This window comes from Streptomyces griseus, from assembly GCF_900460065.1.
Lineage (GTDB): Bacteria > Actinomycetota > Actinomycetes > Streptomycetales > Streptomycetaceae > Streptomyces > Streptomyces griseus.
Genome location: NZ_UAVD01000029.1, coordinates 493,094 through 509,658, shown reverse-complemented (window position 1 = coordinate 509,658; position 16,565 = coordinate 493,094). Strand labels below are relative to the sequence as shown.

Here is a 16,565-nt window from a genome sequence, read left to right as displayed (position 1 = left end):
TCATCCGCTCAGCGCCCGGGAGACGTGGGCCGCCACTTCGGGGTCCCCGAGGAGACGGTCCGGTCCCACGGCGAACCGGGTGATCGTGCCGCACGGGTCGGCGGTGCGGGGGCCGGCGTCAGCGGTGGCGGACAGCACGGTCGTGGCGATGGGCGCGTGGGCGGACGGATGTGCGGAGCGGGCCCGGGCCGCGGCGGCGAGGTAGGTGAGGTAGGCGGAGAAGCGGTCGCAGAGCTGCTGCTGCACCGCGGGGGCCACGGAGACGTTCCGGCAGGCGGCCGCCGCGGCCGTCCGGTAGGCCCGCTCCAACGTCTCGGCGAGGGACAGCAGGTCGCTTCCTCCCGCCGCGGACGCGGGGTCGTGCGACTCCGCCGCCGCCAGGGCGGGTTCGAGGTCCCGCGGCGTCAGCTGGGCGACGAGCGCGCCCACGGCGACGCGGTACTCCTCGACGAGGACGGAGCCGTCGACCACCAGCGGGTCGAAGGTCATCAGCGAGGGTTCGCCCAGTCCCCACGCCCGTACGCCGATGGCCAGTTCCCGGGCCAGGGAGTCGCCCCCGCAGTGCCCGAGCACGGCCTTCACCGGTTTACCGTGCTCCTTGACGGCCTCCAGCCAGGGCGCCACATAGCCGTCGACCCCCTCGTCCCGGAGGGCGGCGACGGTGGTGCGCCGCGGTACGGCCTCCAGGACTCGCCGCCCGCCCAGACAGCGCGCGAGGTCCGAGAAGTTGGCGTTGCCGCGTCCCGGGTCGAAGGCCACCGTGAGGACCAGGTCCGCGTCGCCGTCGCGCAGTACGCGCCACTGAGGCAAGTGCATCATGCTCCCGTCTGTGCGAGGCCGTAGGTCCTGTCGTCGAACTGCCGTCGTCGCCCGGAGGGCGGCCCTGCGGGGTCAGGTGCGTGCTCCCGGTGTTCCGGGTGCGGGCCCTCGTACGGGGACGTACTCGGGCCGGTGCCCGGTGCGGCGAGAGCGCGTGCACGGCCCCGCGGGGCAGGCGGCAGTTCGACGAGGGGACCTAGGGCGCTATACATGGGGGTCGGCCCAGAAGGTGCCGTATTCGTCGGCGGTGGAGGGGGGCGGCGCGTCTCCGAAGTACGGGGGCTTGTCCATGGCCCGCGCGAACAGGTCCAGGCCCTCCAGGAACACCTCGTAGACCTGATCCGGGTCGGCCTTCTCGGTGGCGAAGACGGGAGGAAGGTCCTCGTGGTAAAGGCGGAAGTCGCGGTGGAGCAGCTTCATGCCGAAACGCTCCGGATGCTCGAACATCGCGCTTCCGGGATACGGCACGAGACCGAAGAGGTAGGTGGCCTGCAGCAGGTCCTCGTCGAGGAGTCGGCACACCCAGTCGATGCTGCGCCGCATGTCGTCCGGGCTCTGGTCGGGAAAGCCGTTCACGGTGAAGGAACAGGCAGCGAGTCCGGCGTCGCGCACTCTCTTGAGGGTGTCCCTGACCGCGTCCAGTTTCATGTGGTGCTTGTGCGTCTCATGGCTCTCCTGGAATCCCGTCTCCAGGCCGATCTCCACCCACTGGCAGCCACTGCTTTTCAGCTTCCGTAATATGCGGTCGTCGGTGAGGCAGTTCAGCCGGGTCTGACAGTCGTAGCGGATGTCGCCCGCCTGTTCCAGCGCTTCCAGGAGTTCCAAGGTGTATTCGGGGTGGAGCGTGAAGGTTTCATCGCCCCAGTAGATGCTGTGGTGGTCCCCGTAATGCTTCTGATAGGCCCGTATTTCCTTGATGACACGGTCCAGCGGAAAGTATTCGGGACGCCTGCCTATGGTCTGGATCGTGCAGAACGTGCACTTGTAGGGGCACCCCAGGGCATAGACCTGGCGTAAGTAGCGGATGTCCTCGCCGGTGCCGGGCGGGAAGAGGTCCACCTTGGGGAAGGGGATGTCGGCGGGCATCAGGTCCGGATAGCGCCGTGAGGTCCGGGCGGTGGCACCGCCCTCCCGCCGGTAGACCAGATTGCCCACGTCAGCCACGTCGCCCCCGCCGGCCAGGGCATCGAGGAGCGCCGGGAGAGCCCGCTCGCCACGGTCGACCACGACGTAGTCGACGCTGGGGTGACGTGCCACTTCGTGGGCCAAGGGGGTGGCGGCCACCCCACCGTAGACCACGACCGCTCCGGGGTGGACGCGCTTGACGACATCGGAGATCGCGTACGCGTAGTACAGGTTCACCGTCATCGGTGAGAACAGGTAGACATCCGCGGGGTGGGCGCGGGCCGCCGCTTCGACGACTTCCCCGGCCAGCCGCCCCGGCTCGCTGAACGCGTTCGGTTCGGTGTACAGGTCGACGACCTGGAGGTCGTCATAACCGTGCTCGACGAGCACTCCGCCCAGCCAGTGCATCCAGTGCGGAAGCTCCCACATATTGTTCTTCATATGCCGGAGGCCCGGATGCGTCGCATGGTATTGAATGTCGAAGTTTCGCCAGAAATCTTTGCGCTGCGCGACGGGTACGGTGGACATCGGGGTATGCACGAAAGCGACCCGCAATTTGTCTCCAGCTAAAAGAGCCGATCGGGCTGCGCTCAACATTAAAGCTGATCCGGCACTTTACCCGAGTGACGCATACACGTCAACCATGCCCATTGAAATGATCTCGGAGAGAGGACCCTTGACACCCCCCGTGGGGCATGCTCCACTGGGCGTGATAAGGACGCGGAGGGGACCTTGCCAACAGGTGAAATGTCCGACAGTCAATCGCGACCGACGGATCGGGGAAGCGATCCGCCTTCTTTATGGAGTAACTCCCCCTATCGAATATTTTTGGCCAGCCAGACCCTGTCGTCGCTGGGCGACTCCTTCTCCTATGTGGCACTTCCGCTCCTGGTGCTGCACAGCACGGGCTCGGTGCTCCAGATGGGCTTCGTCACCGGTCTGACCGGCGTCGCCTCCATCGTCTCCGGGCTTTTCGCCGGCCTCATCGCCGACCGCTTCGACCGCAGACGGCTCCTCATGCTCACCGACGGAGCGCGCTGCCTCCTCTTCCTCCTGATCCCGGTGGTCTGGATCTTCTCCACGCCGGTGTGGCTGATCTACGCCGTCGTCCCCCTCGCGGGCGTCTTCTCCATGCTGTTCCGGGTCACCTACGTGACCGTGGTGCCGACCATCGTCGCTCCCGACCAGATCACCAGGGCCAACGGCCACATGTACGCGACATACGCGGTGGCCAGCATCGCCGGCCCCGCGCTCGCGGGCTTCGTGGCAGCCTCCGCCGGGCCGGCCGCCGCGATCGGGATCGACGCCGCGACCTTCGCGGTCGCCGCGGTGGGCATCCTGTTCGTCAAGTTCGACGGCAAGCCGCGCCCTTCCGAGGCCTCGGCCGAACGCGGCACAGCGCGCCAGGAGTTCCTGGCCGGCGCCCGGTTCCTGTGGGAGCACCCGGTGCTGCGCCCGCTGACCGTGCTGCTCTCCCTCCTGACCTTCCTCACCTACGGACTGACGGACCTCGTCGTCTACCTGCTCAAGCACGATCTGGACCAGTCGGACACCACGGTCGGCTACGTGCTGGCGGCCGGCACCGTCGGCACGTTCATCGCCTCCACCGCGGTCGCCCGCATCCGCAAACGTTTCGGGTTCGGCGCGAGCTGGATCGGCGCCTTCTCCCTCGCGGGCATAGCCGTGGGCGGCATGGGCCTGTCCCAGAGCGTGCCGGTGATCGCCGTGCTCATGACGGTCAACCTGATGTGCACCGGAATCGCCGGCATCTGCTCGATGTCGCTCCGTCAGGAGGTGACCCCCAGTCACCTGCTGGGCCGCGTCACGTCCTCGTTCTGGACCATCCACTCGGCGCTGGGCCCACTCGGCGCGGCGGCCACGACCGCCGCGGCCGCCGGCCTGGGCGTCACCACGGTCTGTCTCGTCATCGGCATCGCCGTGCTGGCGATCACCTTGAGCGGGACGATGACCGGTATCGCGCAGCCGCACACCGTCGACCGACCGGCAGGGGAGGCCCCGTGAACCCCGGCGCCCCCGGCTCCCGAACCCCGGCCCCGCCCGCGTGGCACGGAACGAGCCCCCTCTCCCCCGCCCAGAAGCGCTTCTGGTTCCTCGACCGGGCGCACCCCGGCACCGCGCTGTACAACTCCTGCTCGGCGATCCGCCTGAGCGGACCGCTCGACGTCGCCGCGACGGTCGGCGCGGTCACCGAGATCGTCCGCCGCCATGACGTCCTGCGTTCCGCCTTCCCCGTCGAGAGCGGCGCCCCTCGGGTGCGGATCGCGCCCGCCCGGCCGGTGCCCACCGCGTTCCTCGACCTGACCCGCCTGCCCCCTCCGCTCCGTGCCGCCGAGGTGCGCCGCATCGCCGAGGAGCACGCCCGGCGTCCCTTCGATCTGGAACGTGGCCCCCTGCTGCGCACCGTGCTGCTGCGCGAGGCCGACGACGACCACACCCTGCTGCTGAACTGGCACCACATCGTGTGCGACGGCTGGTCCCGGCACATCTTCGTCGACGAGTTGCTGGAACTGGCCGACGCCCGCGCCGAGGGGCGGGCTCCCCGTCTGGACCCCCTGCCCGCGCAGTACGCCGAACTCGTCGCCCGCGAGGGTCGGCGGCGCGGGAGCGACACCGAGCACGAGGCACACCTGGCCTACTGGCGCGAGCGGTTGTCCGGGCTCACCGACGCCACACGACTACCGCCGGACCGCACATCGCCCGACCGCCCCACCCCGCCCTCCGCCTCCGTACGCCACACGCTCGACGCCGGACTGCCCGACAGAGTCGCGGAGTTGGCCCGTGCGGAGCGCGTCACCCCGTTCATGGTGCTGCTGACCGCCTTCGTCGTCGCCCTCTCCCGCCACCTCGACCGGGACGACGTGGTGGTCGGCACACCGAGCGCCCTGCGGGACGACCCCGAGGCCGACGTCTTGATCGGCCCCTTCCTCAACATCCTCGCCCTGCGCACCGATCTGTCCGGCGACCCGACCGTGCGACAGGCCCTGGCCCGGGTGCGGAAGACCTGCCTGGGCGCGTACGAACACCACGCGGCCCCTTTCGAGGACGTCGTGTCCGCGATCGGCGCGGCGCGCACCGGGTCCCGCACCCCGTTCTTCGGCATCACCTTCCAGTACATCGCCACCCCGCCCGTCCACGTCGGGCCGGGCGGCCTGACCGCACACACCACGGAGGTGGAGCCCGGCCTCGCCAAGTTCGACCTGACGGTCGACGTTCTCGCCGAGGACGGGCACACCGACGTACTCGCCCAGTACGACAGCGACCTGTACCGGGCGGAGAGCGTCAACGGGCTGCTGCTCCTGTGGCAGTCGGTCCTGGACGACATGACCCGGGACCCGGAACAGCCGGTCGGCCGCACCGGCGAGATCGGCGCCGCACGCCGGACACCACTCCTGGAGGCAGCGGTCGGAGCCCCGGTCCGCGCCCCCGCGGAGGCCTCCGTCCTGGACGTGTTCGAGCAGTGGGCCGAGCGGACACCCGACGCGCCCGCCCTGGTCAGCGGCGCCACCCGGCTCACCTACGGCGAACTGGACCGCGCCGCGAACCGGCTGGCCCACCGGCTGCGGGCCGAGGGCCTCACGGCGGAGGCCCGCGTCGGCATCTACATGGAGCGCTCCGCCGAGTCCGTCGTCGCCGTCCTCGCGGTCTGGAAGGCGGGCGCCGCCCACGTGCCGCTGGACCTCGACAGCCCCGGCCCCCGGCGCGCGATGATCATCGCGGACGCGGGGGTGAACGTCATCGTCACCCAGCAGGGGCTCGTTCCCGACCTCACCGGCGATCCCGCGCGGATCGTGGTCGCCCACCCGGCCGGCGCGGACCCCGGGACGTTCCCCGACGGCCGCCCCGAGCGTCACACCGGACCCGACGACCTCTGTTACGTCATGTACACCTCGGGCTCCACGGGGCGGCCGAAGGGGGTCATGGCCACGCACGGATCGCTGCTGCGCATCCAGCTCGCGTGGGAGCACGCCTTCGCGCTGCGCGGTCGCATCCGTGCCCATCTCCAGATGGCCAACTTCAGCTTCGACGGCTACCTCGGCGAACTCGTGCGCTGCCTCGGCGCGGGCGCGACCCTCGTGGTCTGCCCGCGCGAGACGCTGCTGCTGCCGGCCCGGCTGCTGCGGCTCATGCGCGACGAGGGCGTGGACGTGGCCGACTTCGTGCCCACCGTGCTGCGCGTCCTGGCCGGGCACGTCGCCGACACCGGAGGGGACCTTTCGTTCCTGAAGCTGCTCATCGTCGGCTCCGACACCTTCCCCGCCGACGAACTGGAGCGGATCCGGCGACTGGGCGGTCCGGGCACGGACGTCGTGAACTGCTACGGGCTGACGGAGGGCACCATCGACAGCACCTACTTCACCGTCACGGCCCGGGACCGGGGCACCCGCTCCGTGCTGATCGGCACTCCCCTGCCCGGAACCGAGGCGTATCTCCTCGACGACCGTATGCGGCTGGTGCCCCCCGGGGTGCCCGGCACCCTGCACATCGCGGGCCCCACCATCGCCCGTGGCTACCTGGGCGCCCCCGGGCGGACCGCCGACGCCTTCGTGCCCCACCCCTTCGCCGACCGGCCCGGGGCCAGGATGTACCGCACCGGCGACCGCGGCCGCTACCGGTACGGCCCGGAGGGGCTGCGCATAGAGTTCCTCGGCCGCCGCGACCAGCAGCTCAAGGTGCGGGGCTACCGGGTCGAACTCGGCGAGATCGAGGCCGCGTTCCGCCGCTCTCCACAGGTCCGGGACGCCGTCGTCGTCACCGGGGACACCGGCGACGCACGGCGGGTGCACGCCTATCTGGTGCCCGGCGCGGGCCAGGAGAACGCCGACTGGTACGCCGTGCTGCGCGAGCACCTGCCGCTGTACATGCTCCCCGACCGCCTGGTGCTGCTGCCCGCGCTGCCCCTCACCCCGAACGGCAAGCTCGACCGGGCCGCGCTGGCGCACGCCGACGGCCGGGAGGTCACCGCGCCCGGCGCGGGCCGGCCCGCCCGCACCCCCGTCGAGCACACCCTGCTCGAACTGTGGCGCACCGCGCTGCGACGCCCGGACATCGGCGTGCACGACGACTTCTTCAGCCACGGCGGCGACTCCCTGCTGGTCATGCGGGTGATCGCGGCCGCGCACGACACCTGGGGCCTGGACATCACCGTACGGGCCTTCTTCCGCGCCCCGACGGTGGCAACGCTCGCACCGCTGGTCGAGCGGCTGCTGGGCGAAGCAGCCGCTCGCGGCGGGAGTCCCGACGGCCCCGCCGCGCCCGACCGGATGGTCCCCGTGGCGCGCGAACACATCGCGTACGAGGAGGGAAAGTGACGGCTGGACCGCACAGCGACGACCCGACGGTGTACCGGGTCGTCGTCAATCACGAGGAGCAGTACTCGATCTGGCCCGCCGACCGGCCGCGCCCGAACGGCTGGGACGACACGGGGCACAGCGGGCCGCGCGAGAGCTGCCTGGCGTACATCGAGACCGTCTGGACCGACATGCGGCCGCTGAGCCTGCGCCGTCGGACCGGAGAGGAGGCCGCGCAGTGAAGCCGTACTACCGGGGCTTCCTCCTCCGCGAGGTGCGTGCCTTCGCCGACTGGGCCGAGTCGGCCACGCCCGAGGAGCGCGACCTGCCGGACGACACCGTGGTGTACGTGCGCGACGACCTGGCCGTCGTACGCCATCCGGTGCAGGCCGAACAGGGGGTGCTGTGGGACACGGCGACCCTGCGGTGGCGTGCCTTCTGCACGGACGAGCTGCGGTTCGAGCCGCCCGTCGAACAGAGGTGACGGCCATGGATCTGCCCCTCGTCATCGAGGCACAGGACGACGAGAACCTCCTCCACCGGACAGCCCGGGACCGCGCCGGGATACGGCGGGCGCTGCGCACGAACGGCGCCGTGCTGCTGCGCGGATTCGCGGTCGAGGGGGTGGACGGGTTCGAGGCGGCGGTGCGGGAGCTGTCCGGCGGGGCCCCGCTCCCGTACGAGGAGCGGTCCTCGCCGCGCAGCACGATCAAGGGCCGGGTCTACACCTCCACGGACTACCCGCCGCACGAGGAGATCTTCTTCCACAACGAGAACTCCTACCGCGTCTCCTGGCCCATGAGTCTGTACTTCTACTGCGTCGAGCCGCCGCGCCGCCGGGGCGCGACCCCGCTGTCCGACACCCGCGAGGTGCTGCGCGCCCTCGACCCCGCCGTGCGCGAGGAGTTCGAGCGGCGCGGGTGGAAGGTGGTGCGCAACTTCGGCTCCGAATTCGGGCTGAGCTGGCAGGAGGTCTTCAACTCCGGGGACCGGGCGCAGGTCGAACGGTTCTGCGCGGCCAACGACGTATCCGTCGAATGGCGGCCGGACGGCGGGCTGCGCACCTCGTCGGTGCGCGACGCGGTGCACCGGCACCCGGAGACGGGCGAGGAGGTGTGGTTCAACCACGCGGCCATCTTCCACCTCTCCACCCTGTCGCCGGAGATCCGCGAGGGAATGCTCGAACTGTTCGACGAGGAGGACCTGCCCAACAACAGCTACTTCGGCGACGGTGCCGCCATCCCCGACAACGTCATGGCGCATGTGCGCGACTGCTACCGGTCGGCGGCCACCCGCTTCGACTACGCCCGTGACGACGTCCTGGTCGTCGACAACATGCTCACCGCGCACGGCCGGGAGCCGTTCACCCGCCCCCGCACCATCGCCGTGGCGATGGCCGAGCCCGGGCCGGGGGTGCGGGCATGACCGGTGGGAGCGTGTCCGCGCTGGTGAGTGACGCGTCGTACACCCAGGCCCAGCTGTACTTCCTGGACGAGCTGGCCCAGCGGGCCGGGGTGTACACAGTGGCCCGCGCCCTGGACCTCTCGGGTGACCTCGACCCGGCCGCCCTGGACGCGGCGGTGCGCGGGTGCGTGCGTCGGCACGAGAGCCTGCGCACCTGCTTCCGGGTCCTCGACGGGCGGCTGCGGCAGATCGTCACCGCCCATGAGCCGGCCCTGCGCGTGGTCGACCTGCGTTCCCTTCTCGCGCGAGGCGGCCCGGCGGACGGGGCGGAACTGGTCGCCCAGATGGCCCGGCAAGAGGCCGCCGAACCCTTCGACCTGCGGCGCGTGCCCCTGCTGCGGACCACGCTGGTCCGGCTCACCGACCAGCGGTCCGTCCTCCTGGTGACCCTGCATCACATCATCGCCGACGCCTGGTCGCTCGACCTGTTCCTGCGTGAGGTCTTCGCCCGGTACCGGGCCCGCGTCACCGGCTCCCCCGACACGCTGCCCGAACCGTCCCTCCAGTACGCCGACTTCGCCGCCTGGCAGCAGCGGGCCGAGGCGACCGGCGGCCACGACCGGCTGCTCGCCCACTGGCGTGAACGCCTCCGCGATCTGAGGGAACTGGACCTGCCCACCGACCGGCCGCGCCCACCGGAGCGGTCCTACCGAGGCCGTTCCCACCCCGTCCCGCTCGACGACCGGGTGGTGGAGCGGCTGCGCGTCCTGTGCCGGGAGGAGGGCGCCAGCCTCTACATGGCGTTGCTGGCCGCCTTCTACGTCGTACTGCACCGCTACAGCGGCCAGGAAGACCTCACGATCGGCGGCACCACCTCCGGCCGGGCCCGGCCGGAGGTCCAGCACATGATCGGCTTCTTCGTGAAGATGCTGGTGCTGCGGACCCCGGTGCGCGCGGAGCAGACCCTGCGCGACGTCCTGCGGGCCACCACCGGGACGTGCCAGGACGCCTACGACCACCAGGAGCTGCCCTTCGAGCGGCTGGTGGCCGCGCAGGGCGGTGTACGGAAGGCCGATCGGCACCCCCTCTTCCAGGTCGTCTTCCAGATGATCGACCAGTCGGACGACGACCTGTCCGTGCCCGGACTGGCGGTCCGGATGCGGGAGCAGCCGGCCACCGCCGCAACCTTCGACCTGGTGTGCACGGTCACGGGCACCGCCGGCCGGCTGTCGGCGGCCCTGGACTACGCGACGGACCTGTGGGACCGGGAGACCGTCGCCGCGCTGGGAGACGCCTGGGGCTCGGCGCTGCGGGAGCTGGCGCACCGGCCCGACCGCGCCGTTCGGGACGTCCCCCTCGCCGAGGAGCACCCGCACGCCCCGACCGCGCTGGCGGACGAGGTGCGTCGCGCGACCGCGCTGGCGGACCTGCCGTCGGACGCCGCGCTGAGCGTGCGTGACCCCTGGGGACATCCCGCGCCCCAGGGCGTCGTCGGTGAACTCGTGCGCCGGGACCTGCCGGACGCGCCGTGGGTGGCGACCGGCCTCGTGGTGCGGGCCGGCGCCGACGGGCGCCTTCGCGCCGCGCCCGTCGCGGACAGTGTCCCCGTTCCTGAGCCCGCGCACGCCGAGCACGCGGCGCCCGTCGGGGAGGTCGAGCGGGAACTGGCCTCGCTGTGGGCGGACCTCCTGGACGTCGCCGTCGTGGGACGCCACGACAACTTCTTCCTGCTCGGGGGGCATTCGCTGCTCGCCACGGTGCTCGTCACCCGGGCCCAGGAGCGCTACGGGACCGATGTGACCCTCGACGAGTTCTTCCGCGACCCCACCCCCGCGGGCCTCGCCGAGGCGATCGCCGCCGCGGCCGGCACCGGCCGGGGCGCCGCGGGAGCGGACGAACTGGCAGCGCTCGTGGATGCCCTGGAGCAGGAGGAGGACCATGCCTGACGCCGACCTCGCCGGGCGGATCCGCGACCTCGACCCCGGGCGGCGCACGCAGCTGCTCGGCCAACTGCGCGAGCGCGGCATCGCCCCGCCACTGAGCCTGTTCACCGGGCCCACCGAGGGCGACGCACCGGTGTCCTCGGCGCAGCGCCGCATCCTCTTCCTCACCGCGCTGCGGCCGGACAGCTCCTCCTACACCAGTGTCAACCCCTTCCGGCTCACCGGACGGCTCGACCTCGGCGTACTGCGCCGCTGCCTGGACGAGATCACCGCACGGCACGAGATCCTGCGCACGGTCTTCCCCACCGTCGACGGTCTGCCCGTGCAGCGCGTACGGCCGGCCGCGGTCGCGCCGCTGCCCGTGATCGACCTGCGCGGTCTGCCGGCCGCCGGGCGTACCGCGGAGGCCGAGCGCCTCACCGCGGCCGAGCGCCGTATCCCCTTCGACCTGGCCGACGCCCCGCCCGTGCGGTTCCGGCTGCTGCGGCTGTCCGCCGAGGACTGCGTGCTGCTGGCCGTGTTCCACCACGTGGGCGTCGACGGCTGGTCCCTCGGCGTCCTGAGCCGTGAACTCACCGCGCTGTACGAGGCGTTCTCGCTCGGCCTGCCCAGCCCCCTGCCGCCGCTGCCGGTGCAGTACGCCGGCTGGGCCCGCCGGCAGTCGGCCTGGGAGGACAGCGAGGACGCCCGTCGGCAACTGGCCCACTGGGAGGCGTGCCTCAGCGGCGCCCCCGACCGGCTCGACCTGCCCACCGACCGGCCCCGGCCGCCCGTGCAGAGCCACCGGGGCGCCACCCACGGCTTCGTGATCGGCGCGGCGGTGACCACGGCCGTGCGGGAGCTGGGCGTACGGCACGGAGCCACGCTCCACATGACGCTGCTCGCCGCGCTCGCCACCGTGCTCCACCGCTACAGCGGCCAGGACGACATCGTCGTCGGCGGAGCCGTCGCGGGCCGCCGGAGCAGCGCATTGCACGACCTGATGGGCTTCTTCGCCAACTCGCTGGTCTTCCGGGTCCGCCTCGACGGCGATCCGGCCTTCACGGAACTCCTGGCGCGGGTGCGCGAGACCTGCCTGGCGGCCCACGCCCACCAGGACGTCCCGATGGACCTGATCGCCCGGCGCCTGTTCCCCGAGCGCGATCTCGCGCGCAACCCGCTCTACCAGGTGAACTTCACCCTGCACAACACACCCGCCCCGACCGGGCACCCGTCCGGCCTGACGGTGGCACCGCTCGACACGCGGACCGACTCCTCCCGCTTCGATCTCGACGTCAACATCCTCGAGACCGACGACGGACTGGACTGCCTGGTCGACTATGCCACCGACCTCTTCGACGCGGCCACGGTCGCCCGTCTCGCCGACTCCCTCACGGAACTGCTCACCGCCGTCGCCGCCGACCCCACCGCGCGCCTGTCCGTGCTGCCGGTGCTCTCCGCGGACGAGCTGAGGCGGATCGTGTACGACTGGAACGACACCGGCACCGGGATCCGCGCGACGCCCCTGCACGAGCTGGTGGCGGACCAGGCGGCCCGCACCCCCGACGCGGTCGCGGTGAGCGGCGGGGACCACCGGCTGACGTACGGGGAACTCGACCGGGACGCGAACCGGCTGGCCCATCACCTTCAGGACGCCGGAGCACGACCCGGCACGGTGGTCGCCGTCCTGATGGACCTCGGACCGGAGACGGTGACCACGCTGCTGGCGGTCCTCAAGACCGGAGCCGCGTACGTGCCCCTCGATCCCTCTCATCCCCCCTCGCGCACGAACGACATGATCGCCGACAGCGAGGCGGCCGTGCTGGTCGTCTCCGGCGTGCTGCCGGCCGCGGTGAAACCGGGCGGTGTCCGTGTGGTGGCGCCGGCTGCTGAAGCCGACACCGTCGCGGGCCGGCCCGCGACAGCCCCGGACGTCCGGGTGTCCCCGGACGATCTGATCTACCTCATGTTCACGTCGGGTTCCACCGGCCGCCCCAAGGCGGCGCTGCTCACCCACCGCAATGTCGTCAACTACCTGCTGTGGGCCAAGGACCGCTACGCCGCGGGCGCCGGGACAGGCGTGCCGGTGCACTCCCCGCTCGCCTTCGACCTGACCGTGACGAGCGTCTTCGCACCCCTGCTCGCCGGACAGCGCGTGCTCCTCGCCCCCACGGCCGACGAGACGCCCGGTGCCGCCCTGCGGGCGCTGCTGGAGACCTCCGACGACCTCGCTTTCGTGAAGCTGACCCCCTCCCACCTGAGGCTGCTGGAGCAGCCCACGTCCGACGGTCCGCTCACCCTGCCCGCCCGGACCGTGATCCTCGGCGGGGAGGCCCTGCACGAGGACGACCTGTCGGCGCTGCGCGCGGGAGCGCCGTCGGTCCGGATCGTCAACGAGTACGGACCGACGGAGACCGCGGTGGCCTGCACGGCCTTCGAGGCCGCCGACGGCTCACCGGCCGGGAGCGAGGGCCGGGTGCCCATCGGACGGCCGATCGCCAACGTCCGCGTCCACGTGCTCGACGAGGCGCTGCGCCCCGTGCCGGTCGGGGTGCCGGGTGAGGCCTGCGTGGGCGGTGCCGGGGTGGGGCAGGGCTACTGGCGGCGGGCCGCGCTGACCGCCGAACGCTTCGTGCCCGACCCCTTCGCCACGGAGCCGGGGGCCCGGCTGTACCGAACCGGTGACCGGGTCCGCCTGCTGCCCGACGGCGAGCTGGAATACCTCGGACGCATCGATCGCCAGGTCAAGGTGCGTGGACACCGGCTCGAACCCGCCGAGATCGAACTCGCGGTGGGCTCGCATCCGGCCGTACGGCAGTGTGCCGTCGAGGTCGTGCGCCGCGCCCCCGGCGACGAACGGATCGTCGCCCTGGTCCGTCTGCGGGACGACTCCACGAGCGGCCCGGACTGGAACCGCGACCGCGTCGAGGAGTGGCGCCGTCTCTACGACGCCACGTACGACGACCTGGACAGCGGCCCAGTCTCCTCGTTCAACCTCGCCGGCTGGCTGAGCAGTTACACCGGCCGCCCCCTCGATGAGACGGAGATGCGGAGCTGGCTGGACGACACGGTCGCCCGCATCCTGGCGCTGCGCCCACGCCATGTCCTGGAGATCGGATGCGGCACCGGCATGATCCTGCTCAACGTGGCGCCTTCGTGCCGGAGTTATCGGGCGACCGATCTCTCCACCGCGGCCGTCGACTACGTACGGCGCGCGGTGGCCACCACGACGGGCCTCCCGGCCGACGTGGAGGTCCGCACCGCACCCGCACACACGAGCGTCCTCACCGCGGCCGCCGGGGCGGCGGCCCCGGACGCCATCGTGCTCAACTCCGTGGTGCAGTACTTCCCGTCGTCCGACTACCTCCTGGACGTACTGCGGCAGGCGGTCGACGCGCTGCCCGAGGGTGGCCACGTCTTCCTCGGCGATCTGCGCAGCCTGCCGCTGCTCGACCTGTTCCACACCTCCGTCCAGACCCGCAGGGCCCAGGTCGACATGCGGCTCGCCGATCTCCGGTCCCGTATCCGCCGGCAGCGCGCCCTGGACGCCGAACTCTGCGTCGACCCGCGACTGTTCAAGGAGATCGCCGCCCGCTGGCCCGATGTCGCGCGGGTCCGCGTCCTGCCCAAGCGCGGCCGTCACGACAACGAACTCACCCACTACCGGTACGACGTCGTCCTCACCGTCGGGCGCGGCGAGCCCGTCCCGGCGAGCCCCGGAACGATCAGGGACTGGGCCGCCTCGCCCCTCTCCCCGGACGAGCTCGCGCGCCTCCTGGAGCGGGACCGCCCCGAGCGTCTCACCCTGACCGGCGTGCCCAACTCCCGGCTGTCCGGCGCGCTCGGGCTGCGCGGCCTTCTGGAGGAACGCCCGCCTTCCTCGTCCGTCGGCGAACTCCTGGCCCGGGCCGGCGCCCTGCCCGCCTCCGGACACGCGCCGGAGGACTGGTGGGAGCTCGCGGACCGCTGCGGGTACGAGGTGGAGCTGAGCTGGTCGGAGGGACGGTCGGACGGCGCCTACGACGTCGTGCTGGGCCGACCCGAGGCACGTACCGGCCGCGCCGACCGGTCGACCGGCACGGCCGGCTCCCCTCTGCCACCCGTCGCTCCGCCGCCGGCGCGGCGCTACACCAACGACCCGCACTGGCGGCGGGCCCGCGCGACGACCCTGCCGGAGATCGACGCGCACGTGCGACGCCTGCTGCCCGCGCCCCTGGTTCCCGCCCACTACATCCCCGTACCGGAGATCCCGCTCACGGCGAACGGCAAGACCGACCGCGCCCAACTGCGCCTGCTGGCCTCGGACCCCGACGGTGAGGAGCGGGCCGGGTGGGTGATCGCCGCCCGGCCTCTCACCCCGACCGAACAGGTGGTGGCCCAGGTCTGGCAGGAACTGCTCGGCTGTGACGAGGTCACGCCCGACGACGACTTCTTCGGACTCGGCGGCCACTCCCTGCTCGCCCTCCAGGTCGTCTTCCGCCTCCGCGAGCGCCTGGGCGTCGGCCTTCCGGCGCGGGCCCCGTTCGACCACCGCACCCTCGCCGGGCTGGCCGCCCGCATCGACGGTCTGGCGGAGCCCGACGCCGTGGCCGCGCCGCTGCCCCCGCCGCTGGCCCCGGTCGCCCGTACCGGACCGCTGCCGGCCTCCTTCGCGCAGGAGCGCCTGTGGTTCATGGACCAGTTGAACCCGGGCGACGCCCAGTACAACGTCCCCGCCTTCGACCGGATCCACGGCCCGCTCGACGTACGGGCGCTGTCCCGGGCGCTGGACGCGCTCGTCGCCCGGCACGAGGTCCTGCGGACCGTGCTCACCGCACCCGAGGGCATACCGCGGCAGGAGATCCGGCCGCCGGAGCCGGTCCCCTTCCCGCTGGTGGACCTCACCGGCCTGCCCGGGACCGGGCGGGAGAAGGAGCTGACGCGGCTGGTGGGGCTGGAGTACCGCCGCCCCTTCGACCTGGCCGCGGGGCCCGTGCTCCGCGCCCACCTGGTGCGCCTGGGGTCCGAGGACCACGTCCTGCTGCTCTCACTGCACCACATCGTGCACGACGGCTGGTCCTTCGGACTGTTCACCACCGAACTGGCCGGCCTCTACCAGGCCTTCGCCGCTGGACTCCCCCTCGACCCGGCCGTACCGCCCGTGCAGTACGCCGACTACGCGGTGTGGCAGCGACGGCTGCTCGACGAGGGGCACTTCGACACCCAACTGGACTACTGGAAGCGCCGGTTGGCCGGTGTCGCGGAGCTGCCCCCGCTGCGCACGGATCATCCGCGACCCGCCCGTCCCACCACCCGGGGCCGGCTGCTCCCGGTGTCGGTACCGGTCACGACCGTGCGCGGGATCCGTCGGCTGTGCCAGGAGTCCGGGGCCACCCCGTTCGCGGTTCTGCTCACCGCTCTCAGCCTGGCCCTGCGGATCCACACGGGCGAACAGGAGGTGACCATCGGCACGGACGTCGCCGGCCGGACCGCCGCCGGGACGGAGACGCTCCTCGGGTTCTTCGTCAACCAACTGGTCCTGCGGGTCGGCCTGGCCGGCGACCCGACATGGCGGGAGCTGCTGGACCGCGCCCACGGCACGGCACTGGAGGCGCTCAGCCACCAGGACGTGCCCTTCGAACGGGTCGTCCAGGCGCTCAATCCTCGCCGCGGCCGCAGCAGTCCCCTGTTCCAGGCCAAACTCGTCCTCGACAACACACCGGGCGGGTCCGGCCTCGCGCTGCCCGGGCTGCGGGTCACGCCGGTCCCGGCCGGGCTCGACACCACCCGCTTCGATCTCGCGCTCGTCCTCCAGGACAGCCGGGAGGCAGGGGCTGTGCGCGACACCTCTGCCACCGACAGGGAGATCACCGGGTTCCTGGAGTACAGCGCCGACCTCTTCGAGGAATCGACCGTCACCAAGCTGCTCGACGACTTCGCCCACGCCCTCGAAGCCCTGACCGGCGACCCCGGGCAACGGGTCGCCGGGCCGGCGGGCGCATAGCCC

Annotated in this window: 9 protein-coding genes; 7 read left to right on the top strand and 2 right to left on the bottom strand. The window is 72.1% G+C overall.

Annotated features, from left to right (window positions below; translation table 11 throughout):
* Both DTB53_RS22050 and DTB53_RS22040 read right to left on the bottom strand, forming a co-directional pair.
* Positions 1 to 819, bottom strand: coding sequence for a hypothetical protein (locus DTB53_RS22050; protein WP_012377895.1), 819 nt, complete (start codon positions 817 to 819; stop codon positions 1 to 3).
* Between the two features lie 204 nt (positions 820 to 1,023).
* Complete coding sequence (locus DTB53_RS22040) at positions 1,024 to 2,373, bottom strand: B12-binding domain-containing radical SAM protein (RefSeq protein WP_236586427.1); 1,350 nt, start codon at positions 2,371 to 2,373, stop codon at positions 1,024 to 1,026.
* Positions 2,374 to 2,772: 399 nt separating this feature from the next.
* Between DTB53_RS22040 and DTB53_RS22035 the strand changes: the two genes are divergently transcribed.
* The 7 genes from DTB53_RS22035 to DTB53_RS22005 are packed head-to-tail and all read left to right on the top strand — an operon-like array spanning position 2,773 to position 16,562.
* On the top strand, positions 2,773 to 3,966 hold the full coding sequence (locus tag DTB53_RS22035) for an MFS transporter (protein ID WP_234345314.1): 1,194 nt from the start codon (positions 2,773 to 2,775) through the stop codon (positions 3,964 to 3,966).
* Positions 3,963 to 7,274, top strand: coding sequence for a non-ribosomal peptide synthetase (locus DTB53_RS22030; protein WP_012377897.1), 3,312 nt, complete (start codon positions 3,963 to 3,965; stop codon positions 7,272 to 7,274). Before DTB53_RS22035 ends, DTB53_RS22030 begins: the two co-directional genes overlap by 4 nt.
* Positions 7,271 to 7,495, top strand: a complete 225-nt coding sequence (locus DTB53_RS22025; RefSeq protein ID WP_003964441.1) for an MbtH family protein — start codon at positions 7,271 to 7,273, stop codon at positions 7,493 to 7,495. Before DTB53_RS22030 ends, DTB53_RS22025 begins: the two co-directional genes overlap by 4 nt.
* Positions 7,492 to 7,737 carry a hypothetical protein gene (locus tag DTB53_RS22020; RefSeq protein ID WP_003964442.1) on the top strand — a complete coding sequence of 82 codons (246 nt, stop codon included), beginning with the start codon at positions 7,492 to 7,494 and terminating at the stop codon, positions 7,735 to 7,737. Before DTB53_RS22025 ends, DTB53_RS22020 begins: the two co-directional genes overlap by 4 nt.
* Positions 7,738 to 7,742: 5 nt before the next feature.
* Entirely contained in the window at positions 7,743 to 8,678 is a 936-nt protein-coding gene (locus DTB53_RS22015; protein ID WP_012377898.1) for a TauD/TfdA family dioxygenase, read from the top strand.
* A complete protein-coding gene (locus DTB53_RS22010; RefSeq protein ID WP_012377899.1) occupies positions 8,675 to 10,603 on the top strand; it encodes a condensation domain-containing protein in 1,929 nt (642 codons plus the stop codon). The genes DTB53_RS22015 and DTB53_RS22010 overlap by 4 nt, the downstream gene beginning before the upstream one ends.
* The gene (locus DTB53_RS22005; RefSeq protein WP_012377900.1) at positions 10,596 to 16,562 is read left to right on the top strand and encodes a non-ribosomal peptide synthetase; all 5,967 of its coding nucleotides are present in this window, start codon (positions 10,596 to 10,598) and stop codon (positions 16,560 to 16,562) included. Before DTB53_RS22010 ends, DTB53_RS22005 begins: the two co-directional genes overlap by 8 nt.
* The last annotated feature ends 3 nt before the right edge of the window (positions 16,563 to 16,565 follow it).